The following is a 15,238-nucleotide window of genomic DNA, read 5'->3' as shown; positions in this document are numbered from 1 at the left end:
AATGAAACGTATCAAACCTAATGAGATTTCAGAAAATTTAAGTGAGGAACAGTTAGAAACTTTAGCGAAAATGGCTAATGAAATCCCAGTTTCAAATGACTGGATTGAATGCTCTAAAAAACTAAATGAAAGACAAAAGTGTCTAATTTATAATAAACGGAGAGAGTTGAGAGATGAAAAGGAGAAAAAGAGGTCGATGGAAATGACGAAAGAACAAAGAGCAGAAGAGGATAAAAAATGGCAATTATGGTATAGTAATATTGATGCTGATAGTTTTTATGGAAACATGGGGCAACCTGAAACTCCTGAAGAATTTAGGAGGAGATATGGGGTTTGGCCACCAGGATACAAGGAAGAATGAATTAATTAATGAGATCCAGATATGAAATTTATAGATTACATATTAAAGTTTAGTTTTGGAATAGCTTTAGGGGTGGTGCTTGTCTTTAAAGGGAGTCCAAAACTTTTTAAACAGGCAAAAGAGTTAAAAAATGAGACGTTAAAAGAAGAGAAACTAGATTTTTTTACTTTGGAATGCTTAACCCCTAATGATTACAGCTATTTAAGACTTAGAATTGGTTTTTCAAATGGTATAGATATTAAACAAATCTATGACGTCTCGGAGAACACCTCTTACTCTAATCTAATTAATTTATTGGAAACAAAAAATATAGTAAATAGTAGGGATTTAGAAATGGAGTTACCTATTAATTTGACTGTGAATGATTTAAGGAAGTTGGAAAAAGTTGAAGTAAAATTCAATAAAAAAAATGACGATATAGAAAAATTAGTAATTGATAGTATATATATAATTGGTTCAGAGCCTTCAATTATAAGAATATGTTTGATTTACTTTTTAGGGGGAGTGATTTTTATTTTAGGCTTGTCAAGCCTAATTGTAACATTAATTATGTTGTTCAAAAATCTAAATATTTATAATAAAACAGATAAGTTACCAGAGTTACCTAATACTATAGAAAGTAAAATTAAAGGATTAAAATTTTTAGCCAAATGGTTTAGAAAAAAATAATAAAAAGAAATCCCCCGCTGCCGCACGAATCTTTTCGTGTGGTTTCGGTAAGTAAGCATTAAAAATTAGGAAAAAGTAAAAAATGAGTAGAAACTATAAATTTCATAATCCAGAAGGCTTATACTTTGTAAGCTTTGCGGTAGTAAATTGGTTAGATGTATTCACAAGAAATGAATATAAAGACATTTTACTTGAAAGTTTATCGTTTTGCCAAGCAAATAAGGGAATGGAAATTATTTCTTGGTGTATTATGACTAATCATGTTCATTTAGTTTTTAGAAGTATAAAAGGAGAAAAACCAGCGAAATTGTTAGGAGATTTTAAAAGGTATACAAGTAATAAATTGGTAAAAGTAATTCAAGAGAATCCGAGAGAGAGTCGTAAAGAATTTTTATTAGAACAATTTAAAAAATCAGCACTAAAGTCATCAAATGTTAAACATCATCAGTTTTGGAGACATGATAATAAACCGATAGAACTATGGAGTAATGCAGTTATAAGAGAGAAAATTAATTATATACATCAAAATCCAGTTGAAGTAGGATTAGTATATAAAGCAGAAGAATATGTGTACAGTAGCGCAAAAGATTATGCAGGAGAAGAAGGGATACTAGAAAATATAGTGATTTTTGAAATGGTAAAAAATAAGATAGTATGAAAAACATATTTATACTACAACCAGACGAAAGGATTCGTGCAGGAGCGGGGGGAGAGATCCAGGAACAACACTTTGTCAGGCAAGTAATCAATATGATATATTTATGAAATTCAAACTATTAAAAAATGAAAGTAACTTTAAAATTAATAGAAGAAAAAGGGCTATCAGATGATATAGTAAAAGAGATGATTGAGATGTCAAAGACTCAATCTAAAGAGTGGAAAAACTTTTATAAAAGGTTACCAGATTATATAGCTTTTGAGTATGCAAGAATTAAAGGACGTATTCAAAAGGAAGAAATAAAGAGTGAATATTCGAAATTGTCACAACGAGATAGAGAAATAAAGCATTTAAGAGGTTTTCAGTATGCAGCCCATCATACGGAAGGCTTAAATTTTGAAGAAGAGTTAATTAGAAATGCAAAAAAACGTAAAGATGAAGAGTTTACTTTTTTTGGGGCTACTAAATCTCCTTTTTCACAATGGTATAAATGTAATTTTAAAGCAGAACGAATTTATAGAACACCAAATTATTTAATGGAGTTTAATGAAGAAATCAAGTTTAGTTCAGCTGAACAATATATGATGTATAATAAATGTTTGTTAGCTCTAGATTTTGATGCCGCTGATAAAGTTCTCAGAACAAAGGATCCCAGAAAACAAAAAGAGATAGGACGTAAGGTAAAAATGACAAAAGAAATGTTGGAAACTTGGGAGTTTTTTAAGGTACAGATAGTTTATGAAGGTAATAAAAAAAAGTTTTTGCAGAATAAAGAGTTTAAAAAGTTATTGTTGGAAACCAAAGGAAGCACATTAGTTGAAGCCGCTCCTGATGATAAAATATGGGGAATAGGTTTGTCGGAAGATAACCCAAAAGCAAAAGATAGATTAAGTTGGGAAGGAAAAAACATTTTAGGTGAAGTACTAACTTTAATTAGAACTGAAATTTTGGGGGAATATTAAAGAATAAAATGTCAAAAAACTATCTTATTGTATATCTAGGAGAAGATTCTCTTGATCAGATTTCTGGACAAGGTGCTAAATAATGAATAATTTATCTCTCAATAATGACTAAAATATAATAAAAATGTTAAAACCTATATTTTACTATCAAAGAAGATTATTCTTAACTGTATTATATATAATAGGAGGTTTATTGTTTTTAAGCTTCCCGATAATGGGAGTATTAGAACCTTCATCTAAACAAGAGTTAGAATATATAAATGATGAACCTGATGAGTTTTCTGTAGATTACGAAAAGCGATCTAATGATGAGTACATAAAATTACTTGTAATAAAGGTTGATAATAAAGTTTTAAGAGCTGTAATAGATAATAATCAATATAAATTACTAGTAAAAAGTCTAGGAGAAGTTAGGTTAGAGTATAAAGAGAAAGGAATAATTATAAAAACTCCTGTGAAAGAAATAGAGCTAAAAAACACCTATATACAACAACAAAATTTAAAAAATATAAGCGTTGAGGCATACCATGCAAATGGAACAGTAAGAGATCTTAAAATTAATAAAGTTAACATTATAATTTTTAAAGAAACTTCCAAATTTCTTTATATACTATTAATAGTTTTCGGAATATTGTGGTTGCTATGGCAAGTAAGAATATTGTTTTATATCATAAAAAATAAACCTGAAAATTTATATAAATAAGTATGTGTAAAAAAGCATATAAAGTAAAAGATAAAATAAGGTATTTTACTATGTAGAAAAAAATGAAAAAGAGATTATTTATATTACTATTATTTTATAGTTTTTTAGGGTTTGGACAAGGTTTTATTGTCGATTATGTTACTAAAAGTCAAAGTAATTATCGCAGTTGTGAGAATGATGGAGATGCTTTTTGGGCAAGAGTACTTACAAATGGTAATATACCAATAGGATATAGACTTTATGAAGATGGTTATATTGAAGGGAGAGATCCAGGAACAACACTTTGTCAGGTAAGTAATCAATATGATACTTCTTTAACTCCAGAAAATGCCCTTTGTAATGTGTTTAATTATTCTTTAAAAGGTTGTTGTACAAAAGAACAAGGGAGTTTTAGAATAATACCAGATAATGATTTTAAAATTCTAACACCTAATCCAGGAATAGATAATACAGTTACCTCAATTACCTTAGAAGCTTCTTCTGGTTATCATGAACTAGTATATAATTGGATGTACTACGACTCTATGGCTAATAAATGGCAGAAGTTTCCTCAAGAGTACTTGGGAAAAAGTTCGATTACGTTTACAGCAACAGACTTGTTTGGTAGCGAAGCCCATTTATACATGAGTAAAAGCATTCAATACAAATTAGAATTATGTAATGGATGGAGACCAAAAGAACCTTACACTTACGTGTTTATTTCTGAATCTCCTCAATTACTAAAACCAGTAGTAACTAAAAACACAACTTGTAATTATAAAGCAAATGGAGGTTTTACTTTAAATTTTAATAGAAAGTTGAACTCAGGAGAAGAGTTGGTAATGACGTTATATGATGGCACAGATGATAGTGTATTGTTTGGGCAAGAATATACGTCAACTTTAACCAACAATTCTGGAGTATATAGTTATACTTGGACACAACCTTTAGATGCAGGAAGCTATAGAGTCAAGTTCCAAACACATACTGGTACAGGAGGAATAGATGATGCAGACGATACATGGAAAAATCTTGAGTTTTCTGATACGTTTACAATTGATCCAGCACCACTCGTTGATTTCAAAGTAACAGGTTCAGCTGATCAAAATTGCTTTACGGTTAATGATGGGTATATAGATATTAGTGCAACAGGAGAAAGTGGCAGAGCGTTTTCGTATCAACTAAAAAAAGATGATGTAATACAAGTTTTTAATGGTACCAATTGGGTTAATTATACAGGAAATAATGCTGATAATGAAACATGGTTTCCGTTTACTAATGCAAAGACAACAAGAATAAGTAAGTTAAACAAAGGGGCATACAGCGTAAAAGTTAGAGACTCAGAAGAGTGTTTAGCAAAACAGTTATAAAAAAGAAAAGAATATTTTAATGATTACAATGAGGGGACAAACACTAAAAGTAGTAGTGTTTATTTTAAGCATGTTTTTTGCTGAAAGTATAGTAGGACAACAATTAGATTTTGAGAATATAGGAAGAGGAAAACCATTTAAAGTTAGCGGAAACATCGCTGCTAATTCTGTGTTTTATTCATCAAACCAAAATAGCGCGAGAGCACCATTTACCTATTTTTTACAAGGAAGCTTAAATTTTAATATTTATGAATTTTCAATTCCTGTGAGCTATAGCTTTTCTAATCAAGGAGATGATTTAGAATACCAATTACCGTTTAGTTTTAACCGATTGAGTTTACATCCTAAATACAGGTGGATACAAGCGCATATAGGAGATGTGAGTATGAGTTTTTCTCCATATACCTTAGCAGGACATCAATTTACAGGAGGAGGGGTAGATTTAACTCCAAAAGGAAGTTTTACGTTTTCTGCAATGTATGGTCGATTATTAAAAGCCACAGAAAATTCTGATGATAATAGAACACAACCTGCTTTTAAACGTATGGGGTATGGTGCCAAAGTAGGATTTAAAAAAGAAAAATATAGTCTAGAATTGATAGGTTTTTATGCAAAAGACAACATAAACTCCATAAGTGCGGTTCCAGAAGAAAAAAAGGTATTACCTAAAGAAAATTTAGTATTAAGTATGTCGGGGGCTGTAACGGTAATGGACGGACTTCGGTTTAAAGGAGAATATGCTTCAACAGCTATAACACAAGATTTAAGAGCCGAAAAAGTAAATCATAGTAGCGGTATCGCTGGTTTACTATTTAACAATAGAGCTTCAACGGAGCATTACAAAGCGTTTAAAACAGAAATGGAGTATAGCTTTGATAAATTTCGATTTGGGTTAGGGTATGAGCGTATCGATCCAGGATATCAAACATTAGGAGCTTATTATTTTAACAATGATTTTGAAAACATTACCTTAAACGGAAATACCTCTTTATTCAATAATAAAATAAGTTTAGGGTTTAATATAGGGTATCAGCGAGATGATTTAGCGAACCAAAAAGAAACAAATACTAATAGAACTGTAGGAAGCATAAATGCTACTTACGCAATGAGTAAAAAAGTAAACATAACAGGAAGTTATTCTAACTTTTCTACTTTTACGAATAACAAACTTGATCAATTTGAGGTTATAAATGATGATAACTTATTAGATGACCAAGCTGAGCGATTTAATTACAAACAATTATCTCAAAACGCCAATGTTAATGTAAGTTATATTTTAGAAAATAGTAAAACAAGAAGGCAAAACCTAAATACAAATTATTCATTAGCAACGGTTGCAAATGCTGAAAATGGAATTGTGCGTTTAGGAAACGGTTCTACATTTCATAATTTTAATACTTCCTATACATTAGGATTACCACAAAGAAAAATAAATATAACTTCTGCTTTAAATACTACGTATAATACTATTGGAAGAGATGAATCGTATACATGGGGACCAACACTAGCAGTTAATAAAAAGTTTCTAAAAGATAAATTAAACACAACTCTGAGTACTTCTTATAATCAAAATAATAACAAAACAAATAAGGCAAGTGCCACAAACTTAAGGTTAAACACAAATTATGTATATAAAGAGAAACATAATTTTAACTTAAGTGCTATTCAATTATTTAGAAATACCCCTTTAAAGAATACTCAAGACTTAACAGTTACTTTCGGTTACAATTATGCCTTTGACTTATCTGCAAAAAAGAAAGCAAAAGTAGAGAGAGCTAGAGGGGTGTTTAACTTTTCTTATAAAGAACATACATTTACGGGAGAACCTCACGAAATAACTCCAGAGATATTAATCATAGGAGAAGCAAATAGATTTGAGGAGACAAAAAAAATAAATAAAATAGCAGATAAACTTTTGGTATTAGAACAAGAGTTAAAAGATGCTGAACTAAAATCTAAAAATAAGTATAAGAAAAAGGCAATTGAGTACTTAAGTCATTTGCATAAGAATCAAGATTATATAAATACATATAATGATTTAGTATTTAATGGACTTAAGAAATTATATAGAGACGCCAAAAGGGTAGAATGGTCGGTAGAGCAGAAGTATAAAACAGCGGTATCTATGTATAATAAATCAAGTAGAAAAGAGAGTAAAAAGATGCAACTGTTTTTAAAGAAAAGAACATCTGCCTACAAGGCAAATAAAAATATGTTAGAGCAGCTAGAAAACTTAAAGAAAGAAGATTTATATAAAGAAGACGGTGAATTTTATAATTTCAAACATAGACACCTTAATACTATCTTAAGTATGTTAGAAGAAGGTAGAACTAAAATGGAAGTTTCTATTTTCATTGAAATAGCTTTTGCTAAAATGTTTCACACATTAAGTGAATAAAAAGAGAAGAAAAGAATCAATTAACTATTTTTTAGAGCCTTTTTAAGTAGATTCTTTTTCTTTTTTAAAGCTTTTGAAAGTCTGATAAGGTTGTTTATTCCAATAACAACTAAGATAGAAATACAAGCGGCAGTTCCTAATGCTCCTCCATAACCATTGAAGAAAGTAGGGCTAACCGTATAAATAAAACCAAAAACAATTCCAGCGAAAATAATTGAAGTATAGTTGCGGGTAAGCTTGCTAGAGGTCATACCAACAAAAGAAGCTCCAAAAAATACCCAAGGGGTTTGTTGTGTTAAGTTTTGAGGAAATATTTCAGGAAAAAGATAGAGTAAACCAGAAACTACAAGAGTTAGTAAGGCAGAAGCTCTTACAGGTCCTTGTTTGTACTTTGTGCTGACTATAAAAGTTAAAAAAGCTCCAAATATGCTCGTTAAGTAAATTGGTAAAACAGTAATCATTACGAGAGAATTAAAAGTAATAGAGATGATATAACTACACTACCAAAAGCTACAGTACCTAATTTGCCACCAACTCCTAGAAAAAGATTTTTAGAAAACATATAAAAAATACCCGCTATACTACCTGCAATAATTATAAAGCTATAATCAATTGCAATATGTTTTTGAGACATTCCTACAAAGCAACCACAATACATTGCGTTAGGAATATTTTGTAAAACCTTTGATTTTTTATTTAAATTAGGTAAGAATGAAGCGAGAGTTCCTATTAAAGTAGCAACCAAAACAGAACTCAAATTAGTAAAGAGATGTAAATAACTAGTAAGTAGCGCACCAATTATAACAAATACCATGACATAAAAAGGTTCAAAGTCAATCTCTTTAACTTTAAAGAATTTTATATAATTATAAACTATAAGTATGGTAAAAAGTGTTGTTAATGACAGTACTGTAAAAACGTTTTTATGTTCTAGCAGCAATGCAGTAATAAATGCTAATTGAGTAAAAACTAAAAAAATGATTGAAAAAAAGTGAAAATATTTTTGTCTCAAACCTGAGTAATTCTGCTTTATAATAGAGCTACAAATTTACGACATATACAGCGATTACTCAATTAATTTCCTTGAATTCTAATCCAAAGATCTTTTAATAATTGTTTTGCTTCTTCACGATTTCTAGGTACTTCATTTATAACAATTTTATTATGCTTTTCAGCTATTTCAAAACTAAAAGCAAATTGTTGAAAATTAGGAGCTACGCTTAACAACCCAAAACGAAGGTCATTTAAGTATATAGCATTATTTTTTTCTGAAACAGTATACCATCCTTTAGTTATTTTGATAAGTCGCTTCACTAAAATATCATTTTTATAATCACCTAACAAATGATGATTCTTAGGGTAGGAATAAAACTTAATAGGTTTAGTATCAAAAAAAGAATAATAGCCTATTAAGTATGCATCTTCTGTCTCTACATTTGCTGACCATAAAACGGTATTAAAAGCAGTGGGCTTTGTTTCAATTTCTTTATAAACTATTTTTTGTTCTTTTAAGGCATGTGTAAATTTAGTATAGGTAATTCCTTTAATAATGATAGTAATTGCCATATAAGAACTACTCACAATAAGTCCTAAGTTATTGTACTTTCTTCTTTTTTTTGATCCTTTTTGCTGAAACATTGCCATCAACAGAAATATTAAAAAAGGAAGTGTATATAAAGGGTCAATTACAAAAATATTTTTAAATGCTAACCGTATATCAAGAGGCCAAAAAAGCTGAGTTCCCCAAGTAGTATGTGCATCGAGAATAGGATGTGTTAAAAATCCCCAAAACATAAGTTGCGCCCATTCTTTAGTGGAGGCATTTTTTTCATATAAAGAGATCAGCCAACCAAAAATCCACCCGAAAACAATTGCAAAAAATATAGAGTGTGTAAAACCTCTGTGTATTTCAAGTGCCGTAACTGTATCAAATAATTTACCAATGTACACATCTAAATCAGGTATAGTGCCTGCGATAGCTCCATAAAGCATTGCTTTGTTTCCGACTTTTTTACCTAATACAGCTTCTCCAACGGCTGCCCCAAGAACAATTTGTGTGAGTGAATCCATCTAGCAAAAATACTTATAAAACGATTAGTAAACAGCGTTATAATATTCGTCAATCCATTCCGTAGAATATTTATTATATAAATCTTTAAGGAGTAGTTTGTTTGCTTCGGAAGTTTTAAAATCTTTATAAAAACTACCAAGAATCCAGACTGTTTCTCTAGGTAAGTTTTTGTTCTGATATTCAAAAAGAACTTGTTTAGAGGTTTCAGAAGAATCGACTAATAATAAAACCAATGCTCCAGCAGTTTCAAAATTAAACTGATTAAAGAAAGGAGTCATTTTTTGAGCTCTTTTTAAAAGCACAGGGTTTTCCAAGAATTTTATTGCTTTTAACCTTTTACGTAAGCTAGGGTAGCTGGTATAAGAGTTAACCTTGGTTGCAAATTTTAAAGTTTCTAAAAACTCAGTATACTTTGTATTGTATAGATTTTCTATATTATTAGGAGAGCTAACACCAAAAAGTAAAAATACTTTACTAGGTTTTAAAACATTAATATTATATCCTTTTCCAATTGATGATAATGCTTTTTCAACTCCTTTTAAAAAAAGAGGATAGTTGTTTTCCTTTACTTTTATAATATTACCTAATCTAGATGAGTGAAAACAGGCATCAATTATTTTTTGTTTTTCAATTCCTTTTAAAGCTTTTGTTAAGGTAGCGTTGATATCATAGTGACGAGCTGGATAAAATTTACCTTGAAACTCATGTCGTAAAGCTTCATTTTCACTTTCAACAAAAAGGTCTATAATTTTACTAGCCGTAAGTTTCCCTATAATTTGATATTTTTTTTCTTGTGATTGTATTCTTATATCTCTTCCCATGCATGAGATGTATTTATAATTGTTTGAATATTAGACAAGCAGACTACACCATATGGCCTTTTAAGATAAAGACCAATCTTTATTTTTTTCAGAATAAAGATAATTATATTATGTGGGCTTGTAAATTGTTTTTAAAAGATTATTTTTCTAATTACCTCTTAAGTTGTTGAAGTTTTTTTAATGAAAAATAATAGCAGATTTGTTGCGAATACTATGGTTTGCTGCCTCAAATAATTCACACCAAACTAACTTTTCTCTCCAAAAATCATTTTCCTCGTTAATTGATTTATTAACTTCATTAATATTTACAATTTTATCATTTTTGTCTAGCTGAATGTTAAGCTTGTTAGCTATATACTTTAATTCATTAAGCAGTGAATAAGAAGAGCCAATCATTGTGCCTTGAACAGGAATATCATCTGTAGCAAAAACAATATCAACAAATTTTACAGGAACATAAAATCCATCAGAGTCTGAATGACATAAAAGATGACAGGTTAATAATGATGTATAATCTTCTACAAGCGAATCTTCAGAAGGGTAGGCGTCAGGACTAAATGGAGTAGGAGTCCAGTCTTCATATTCTGCACAATAAGCATAGAAACGTCTTAGGTGGTGAATATATTCATAAGGAAATCCGCCTATTTCAAGAGGTTTAGATTCTAATTCTTCTGGTTCTTTATAAGGTGTAATACCATCTAACTCAAGTAACTTATTAATGTTTTTGAAAACAGAAGTGTAATGTTCAAAAGCTTCTTCATCCATCTCTTTAAAGCTAGCAAGTGCCCCACTAGTAACGTATAGTCCCATTTTTAGTTATAGTTTATAATTCGTTGTAAAATTATAAACCTGTGTAAGTAGATAGAAATCTGTTTTATAAACGTAGTAAACCGTTATAAATTCGAAAAAATATGCTTACTTCCCGATACAGAAATTTCCAAAAATATGCCCCAAAATATCTTTATCTACATCATATTCTCCAGTAATGTTTCCTAAATGACGTAAACATTCACGAATGTCAATAGCAAATAAATCAGAAGAAATATCTAGTTCTATACCATTTTTAACTGAATTGATACTCTCTAAAGCTAAAGTTAGAGCTTCGAAGTGGCGAGAGTTCGTTACAATGGTTTCATTATTACTCAAAGCACCAGTATTTACTAATGAAATAAGTTCTTGCTTTAATTCATCAACACCAATATTTTGTTTAGCAGAAAGTAAAATTAAGTTTTCGATTTCTGATTGTAAAATAGAGGAGTCATGACAAGACAATGTATCAATTTTATTAGCAATAACTAATAAACGTTTGTTTGGGAAACGCTTTTTTATAGTTTCAATTTCCTCTAAAAACAACTCTTTTGAATGTATATATTTATTAGAGTCGATCAAGAAAATAATTAGTTGTGCGTTCTCCGCTTTTTCATATGCCTTTTTTATACCAATACTTTCAACAACATCTTCAGTTTCTCTAATTCCAGCAGTATCAATAAAACGGAAAACAACACCATCAATAATTAGCTCGTCTTCAATAGCATCTCGAGTTGTACCAGCAATATCAGATACAATAGCCTTTTCTTCGTTAAGTAAAGCATTTAATAAAGTAGACTTTCCAACGTTTGGTTCACCAATAATAGCAACAGGAATTCCATTTTTCATAGCATTCCCAAAGGCAAAAGAATCTATTAAACGCTTTAAAACCGCTGATATTTTGGCTACCAATTCTTTAAACTTGGTTCTATCAGCAAACTCAACATCTTCACCAGAAAAGTCGAGCTCTAATTCAATTAGTGCTGCGAAGTCCAACAATTGAGCACGTAATTCTTTCAGTTCATTAGTAATTCCTCCACGCATTTGTTGAATAGCCATTTGATGGGAAGCTGCAGAATTAGAAGCAATTACATCGGCAACAGCCTCCGCTTGCGATAAGTCCATCTTTCCATTTAAAAAAGCACGCATTGTAAATTCACCATTATCAGCCATTCGACAACCGTTTTGCAAGAAAAGTTGAATAATTTCTTGTTGAATAAAGCTAGAACCATGACACGAGATTTCTACAACATCCTCGCCTGTGTAAGAATGTGGGTTTTTAAATATAGATACTAAAACTTGATCAATGATGATCCCATTATTAACAATATGACCTAAATGTAAGGTGTGAGATTTTTGATTTAATAATGATTTACTTTTCTTTATTGAGTTGAAAAATGAATCTACAATTTTTATCGATTTTTCTCCAGAAAGTCTAATAACAGCAATAGCACCAACCCCTGCTGGTGTTGCTAAAGCAATAATTGTATCGTTTTGTATCATACTGCAAAATTACCTAATTAAAAAAGAAGTATTATAAAATACAATGAAGATATTTTTCTTAATAAGAGTGTAGGGGAAAAACCCCTTTTTTAACATTTTATTTTTTAAAACTAAAAATAAGTACTAAATTTGGTGTAAGAGCTTTTAGAATTTAAAAGCGTTAATCCCTCAAAATAATACTATTCCCAATCAGTATTATTTTAGTTTCCTCAAATTTTTTTATTGTATACCCATTGTGTATTATTGATGTATTACATTCTTGTAATACTCAGAAATGCGTACCTCTTAATTACCCCCCCCCCATAATTACCCCCACTTTAGATTAGATATACAACCTTTGATTGTTTGTATTAGTAACATAATAATTATAAAACAAATAATATGGAAAAAAATACTATTCAAAAACTATTGTATTTATTCTTTTTATTTAGTGGTTTAAGTCTTTGGTCACAAGGATTAACCGAGCTATCGGTAATTTCCTATAGTGAAAAACCAGATTATGAAAAGGTACACATGCATAAGCTAAAAATTAGTAATAATAGCACAGTAGAAAAAGGGTATCGTTTTTCTATAAACAGTATACCATGCAAAAATCAAGAAAATATAGAAACTGTATTAGAGTATTCATTACTAGATGAAAAAAAGAAACCTATTATAGGAGCAATTAAAGTACTACCTAAAAGAAGTAAAGCACTTTATCTAAAAATTACTAAACCTTATAATATCAAATTAGGAAGTTGGAATTGTATAGAGTTCCTAGTAAATGACCTTCAAGAGCAAATGTCAATACAAAAAGCAGCTGTCTCTGGCAAGATTACTATAAAAACATACACACCAAATCAGAGTAATGACAATTAGACTATTTAGATAAGATTGTTATTATTAAAAAACTTAGAGGACATGAAAAAAATTACTAGTTTTATTTTACTTTTTATAGTGGTTTTTCTCGTTGCTGGGGGAAGATTAGAAGCCCAAATAAAAAAGGGGTTTCAACCAAGATTTTCAGAAGCAGTTAAAGGAAATGTAACATTAATAGCTAATAATGTTTTATCAAGAAATAAAACAACAAGCTATACAGGAAACGACGGAAACCATGATTTTAGTAATAACGTTTTTGTTGATATAGATAATGATGCAAGCACATTCAATTCAAGTAGTGCAAATTTATCTAATCCAGAGCCAACAGTTAGTTGTTTAAGTATTAAAAAAGCTTATTTATACTGGGCAGCAGCAGATAAAGAAGAGGACGACCCCTCTGATGAACCAAATTGGGATTACAATAAAGTAAAATTGCAATTACCAGGAAATTTAGGTTATACAACTATAACAGCTGATAATGTTATTTATAGAGGAAGAGACGAGGTAGGACACTTTGTTAATGACCCATATATTTGCTTTAAGGATATTACAAATGAAGTAAAAGCTTTAGCAACACCTTATGGAACGTATCAAGTAGCTAATATTAGGGCAAAGGAAGGAAGTTTGACTTCACATGGAGGAGGAAATACAGGAACTTCTGGAGGTTGGCAAATAGTATTTGTATATGAGAGTCCTACTTTACCAGCAAAAAATATATCGCTTTTTGATGGTTATGCTCATGTTACAAGTAGTGTTAATAATTTTGAAATTGGATTTAGTGGTTTTCAAACAGTGCCAACAGGAAATGTAGATGTAGATGTTGTAATAGGTGCTTTAGAAGGAGATAGAGATTTATCAGGAGACAAATTACAAATAAAAAACACCAGTAATAATTGGGTAGATTTATCATATAGCTTAAGGGATGCAAACAATTTTTTTAATAGTAGAATAGCTAAAAATGGGAGTAATTTTATAGATAGAAATCCAGCTAGTACTAATACTTTAGGGTTTGATGCCGATGTGTTTGCTCTTAGTAACCCAGGAAACAGTATAATAGCTAACAATCAAACTTCTGCGACAATAAGGTTAACATCAAACCAAGAAACATATGGGCTCTTTTTAATAGGTTTATCTGTTGATGTTTGGAAACCGGATTTAGCGCCATTAATATTATCAAGCTCAACAAATACAAGTAGTGTAGAAGATACTGTTAGTTTCTCGGTTAATATAGAGAACAATGGTAATGACAATGTAAAAGATTTAAAAATAGAAACAACAATACCTCAAGAAGTAGATTTAGTAGAGCCAATAACAGGGTTGCCTTTCGGAGTTACTTATAGTTACAATACGACAACTAGATTATTAACCTTTAACGCTATTGATGGAATTACAGATGTAGGAGATACACCATATAGTTTAAGTTTTCAGGTGAAAGTAAAAGAACAATGTTACTTTTTAGAAGAAATGTGTTCTGATAAATTTCAAATGCAATTAATAGCAACCTATGCAGGAGAAGAAAATAATAGTACACAAACTACTTTAAGCTCTAAATCAGTTGATTCTTGTGGAATAGGAGATAATTTACCTAATGAAATAAGTATTAACCAACCTGGCGAGGCTAATTGGACAACTACAGTTGGTTCATTAGATAGAACAGTGTCTTGTGACGATAGTAATGCCCTAGCAGCGGCACAATTACTTACGCCAGAGGCTAGTTGTGATTTAACAATAATCAAAATATCAGGAAGCTTTGAGGCTTCAACAACTAATTGTCCTGTTATAGGAACATATACAAATACTTGGACATTTACAGATGCTTGTGGAAGAACAAGTGGGCAATTTATTCAAACCATCACAGTAACCGATACGACTGCACCAACTTTATCAGCAGAACCAACGGATATTTCAGTAGACTGTGAAGCCATACCATCAGTACCAACGATTACGGCAACCGATAATTGTGATACTGTAGTAGACGTAGTGTTTACCGAAGTAAGCAATACTGTAGTAGACGGATGTGGAGAAATCGTACGTCAATGGGAATCAACTGACAACTGTGGCAATACAGTAAGTCATAC

The 15,238-nt window shown here is 30.5% G+C and carries 14 protein-coding genes and 1 pseudogene; 9 read left to right on the top strand and 6 right to left on the bottom strand.

The window, feature by feature from the left end:
* Position 1 precedes the first annotated feature (1 nt).
* From C7448_RS14610 to C7448_RS14580, 7 genes are all read left to right on the top strand, one after another.
* Positions 2 to 361: a hypothetical protein gene (locus C7448_RS14610; RefSeq protein WP_147300550.1), complete on the top strand. Its 360-nt coding sequence runs from the start codon at positions 2 to 4 to the stop codon at positions 359 to 361.
* 21 nt (positions 362 to 382) lie between these two features.
* Positions 383 to 1,030 carry a hypothetical protein gene (locus C7448_RS14605; protein WP_115902150.1) on the top strand — a complete coding sequence of 216 codons (648 nt, stop codon included), beginning with the start codon at positions 383 to 385 and terminating at the stop codon, positions 1,028 to 1,030.
* Between the two features lie 82 nt (positions 1,031 to 1,112).
* Complete coding sequence (locus tag C7448_RS14600) at positions 1,113 to 1,688, top strand: REP-associated tyrosine transposase (protein WP_115902149.1); 576 nt, start codon at positions 1,113 to 1,115, stop codon at positions 1,686 to 1,688.
* A gap of 125 nt (positions 1,689 to 1,813) precedes the next feature.
* The gene (locus tag C7448_RS14595) at positions 1,814 to 2,650 is read left to right on the top strand and encodes an NADAR family protein (protein WP_211321925.1); all 837 of its coding nucleotides are present in this window, start codon (positions 1,814 to 1,816) and stop codon (positions 2,648 to 2,650) included.
* A 124-nt stretch (positions 2,651 to 2,774) separates the two neighbouring features.
* The gene (locus tag C7448_RS14590; RefSeq protein ID WP_115902148.1) at positions 2,775 to 3,353 is read left to right on the top strand and encodes a hypothetical protein; all 579 of its coding nucleotides are present in this window, start codon (positions 2,775 to 2,777) and stop codon (positions 3,351 to 3,353) included.
* A 62-nt stretch (positions 3,354 to 3,415) separates the two neighbouring features.
* Positions 3,416 to 4,702 (top strand): C2 domain-containing protein, encoded by a 1,287-nt coding sequence (locus C7448_RS14585; RefSeq protein ID WP_115902147.1) that lies wholly within the window; start codon positions 3,416 to 3,418, stop codon positions 4,700 to 4,702.
* A 19-nt stretch (positions 4,703 to 4,721) separates the two neighbouring features.
* Complete coding sequence (locus tag C7448_RS14580) at positions 4,722 to 7,100, top strand: outer membrane beta-barrel family protein (protein ID WP_245939487.1); 2,379 nt, start codon at positions 4,722 to 4,724, stop codon at positions 7,098 to 7,100.
* A gap of 20 nt (positions 7,101 to 7,120) precedes the next feature.
* Here the strand turns inward: C7448_RS14580 and C7448_RS14575 are convergent, their stop codons facing one another.
* The 6 genes from C7448_RS14575 to mnmE all read right to left on the bottom strand — a co-directional run bounded on the left by C7448_RS14575 (position 7,121) and on the right by mnmE (position 12,302).
* Positions 7,121 to 7,561: a hypothetical protein gene (locus C7448_RS14575; protein ID WP_115902146.1), complete on the bottom strand. Its 441-nt coding sequence runs from the start codon at positions 7,559 to 7,561 to the stop codon at positions 7,121 to 7,123.
* Positions 7,561 to 7,914, bottom strand: coding sequence for a hypothetical protein (locus tag C7448_RS15960; protein WP_211321924.1), 354 nt, complete (start codon positions 7,912 to 7,914; stop codon positions 7,561 to 7,563). Before C7448_RS15960 ends, C7448_RS14575 begins: the two co-directional genes overlap by 1 nt.
* A gap of 260 nt (positions 7,915 to 8,174) precedes the next feature.
* Entirely contained in the window at positions 8,175 to 9,170 is a 996-nt protein-coding gene (locus C7448_RS14565; protein ID WP_115902144.1) for a metal-dependent hydrolase, read from the bottom strand.
* 24 nt (positions 9,171 to 9,194) lie between these two features.
* Positions 9,195 to 9,992, bottom strand: coding sequence for a hypothetical protein (locus tag C7448_RS14560; RefSeq protein ID WP_115902143.1), 798 nt, complete (start codon positions 9,990 to 9,992; stop codon positions 9,195 to 9,197).
* A gap of 177 nt (positions 9,993 to 10,169) precedes the next feature.
* Positions 10,170 to 10,802, bottom strand: a complete 633-nt coding sequence (locus C7448_RS14555) for a hypothetical protein (protein WP_115902142.1) — start codon at positions 10,800 to 10,802, stop codon at positions 10,170 to 10,172.
* Between the two features lie 105 nt (positions 10,803 to 10,907).
* Entirely contained in the window at positions 10,908 to 12,302 is a 1,395-nt protein-coding gene (gene mnmE, locus C7448_RS14550; RefSeq protein ID WP_115902141.1) for a tRNA uridine-5-carboxymethylaminomethyl(34) synthesis GTPase MnmE, read from the bottom strand.
* Between the two features lie 381 nt (positions 12,303 to 12,683).
* Here mnmE and C7448_RS14545 point away from each other — a divergent pair, with 381 nt between their 5' ends.
* Both C7448_RS14545 and C7448_RS14540 read left to right on the top strand, forming a co-directional pair.
* Positions 12,684 to 13,160 (top strand): hypothetical protein, encoded by a 477-nt coding sequence (locus C7448_RS14545; protein ID WP_115902140.1) that lies wholly within the window; start codon positions 12,684 to 12,686, stop codon positions 13,158 to 13,160.
* A gap of 42 nt (positions 13,161 to 13,202) precedes the next feature.
* Positions 13,203 to 15,238: pseudogene (locus C7448_RS14540) on the top strand (hypothetical protein); the annotation flags it as partial.

Origin of the sequence: Tenacibaculum gallaicum (genome assembly GCF_003387615.1) — a bacterium.
Taxonomy (GTDB): Bacteria; Bacteroidota; Bacteroidia; order Flavobacteriales; family Flavobacteriaceae; genus Polaribacter; species Polaribacter gallaicus.
The sequence above is the reverse complement of the archived record's forward strand: the minus strand, read 5'-3'. Positions and strand labels throughout refer to the sequence as shown.

Bases quoted from the DNA above. Each gene is read 5' to 3' on its own strand.
- C7448_RS14610 (WP_147300550.1), top strand. From the start codon at position 2: ATGAAACGTATCAAACCTAATGAGATTTCAGAAAATTTAAGTGAGGAA.
- C7448_RS14605 (WP_115902150.1), top strand. From the start codon at position 383: ATGAAATTTATAGATTACATATTAAAGTTTAGTTTTGGAATAGCTTTA.
- C7448_RS14600 (WP_115902149.1), top strand. From the start codon at position 1,113: ATGAGTAGAAACTATAAATTTCATAATCCAGAAGGCTTATACTTTGTA.
- C7448_RS14595 (WP_211321925.1), top strand. From the start codon at position 1,814: ATGAAAGTAACTTTAAAATTAATAGAAGAAAAAGGGCTATCAGATGAT.
- C7448_RS14590 (WP_115902148.1), top strand. From the start codon at position 2,775: ATGTTAAAACCTATATTTTACTATCAAAGAAGATTATTCTTAACTGTA.
- C7448_RS14585 (WP_115902147.1), top strand. From the start codon at position 3,416: ATGAAAAAGAGATTATTTATATTACTATTATTTTATAGTTTTTTAGGG.
- C7448_RS14580 (WP_245939487.1), top strand. From the start codon at position 4,722: ATGATTACAATGAGGGGACAAACACTAAAAGTAGTAGTGTTTATTTTA.
- C7448_RS14575 (WP_115902146.1), bottom strand. From the start codon at position 7,561: ATGATTACTGTTTTACCAATTTACTTAACGAGCATATTTGGAGCTTTT.
- C7448_RS15960 (WP_211321924.1), bottom strand. From the start codon at position 7,914: ATGGTATTTGTTATAATTGGTGCGCTACTTACTAGTTATTTACATCTC.
- C7448_RS14565 (WP_115902144.1), bottom strand. From the start codon at position 9,170: ATGGATTCACTCACACAAATTGTTCTTGGGGCAGCCGTTGGAGAAGCT.
- C7448_RS14560 (WP_115902143.1), bottom strand. From the start codon at position 9,992: ATGGGAAGAGATATAAGAATACAATCACAAGAAAAAAAATATCAAATT.
- C7448_RS14555 (WP_115902142.1), bottom strand. From the start codon at position 10,802: ATGGGACTATACGTTACTAGTGGGGCACTTGCTAGCTTTAAAGAGATG.
- mnmE (WP_115902141.1), bottom strand. From the start codon at position 12,302: ATGATACAAAACGATACAATTATTGCTTTAGCAACACCAGCAGGGGTT.
- C7448_RS14545 (WP_115902140.1), top strand. From the start codon at position 12,684: ATGGAAAAAAATACTATTCAAAAACTATTGTATTTATTCTTTTTATTT.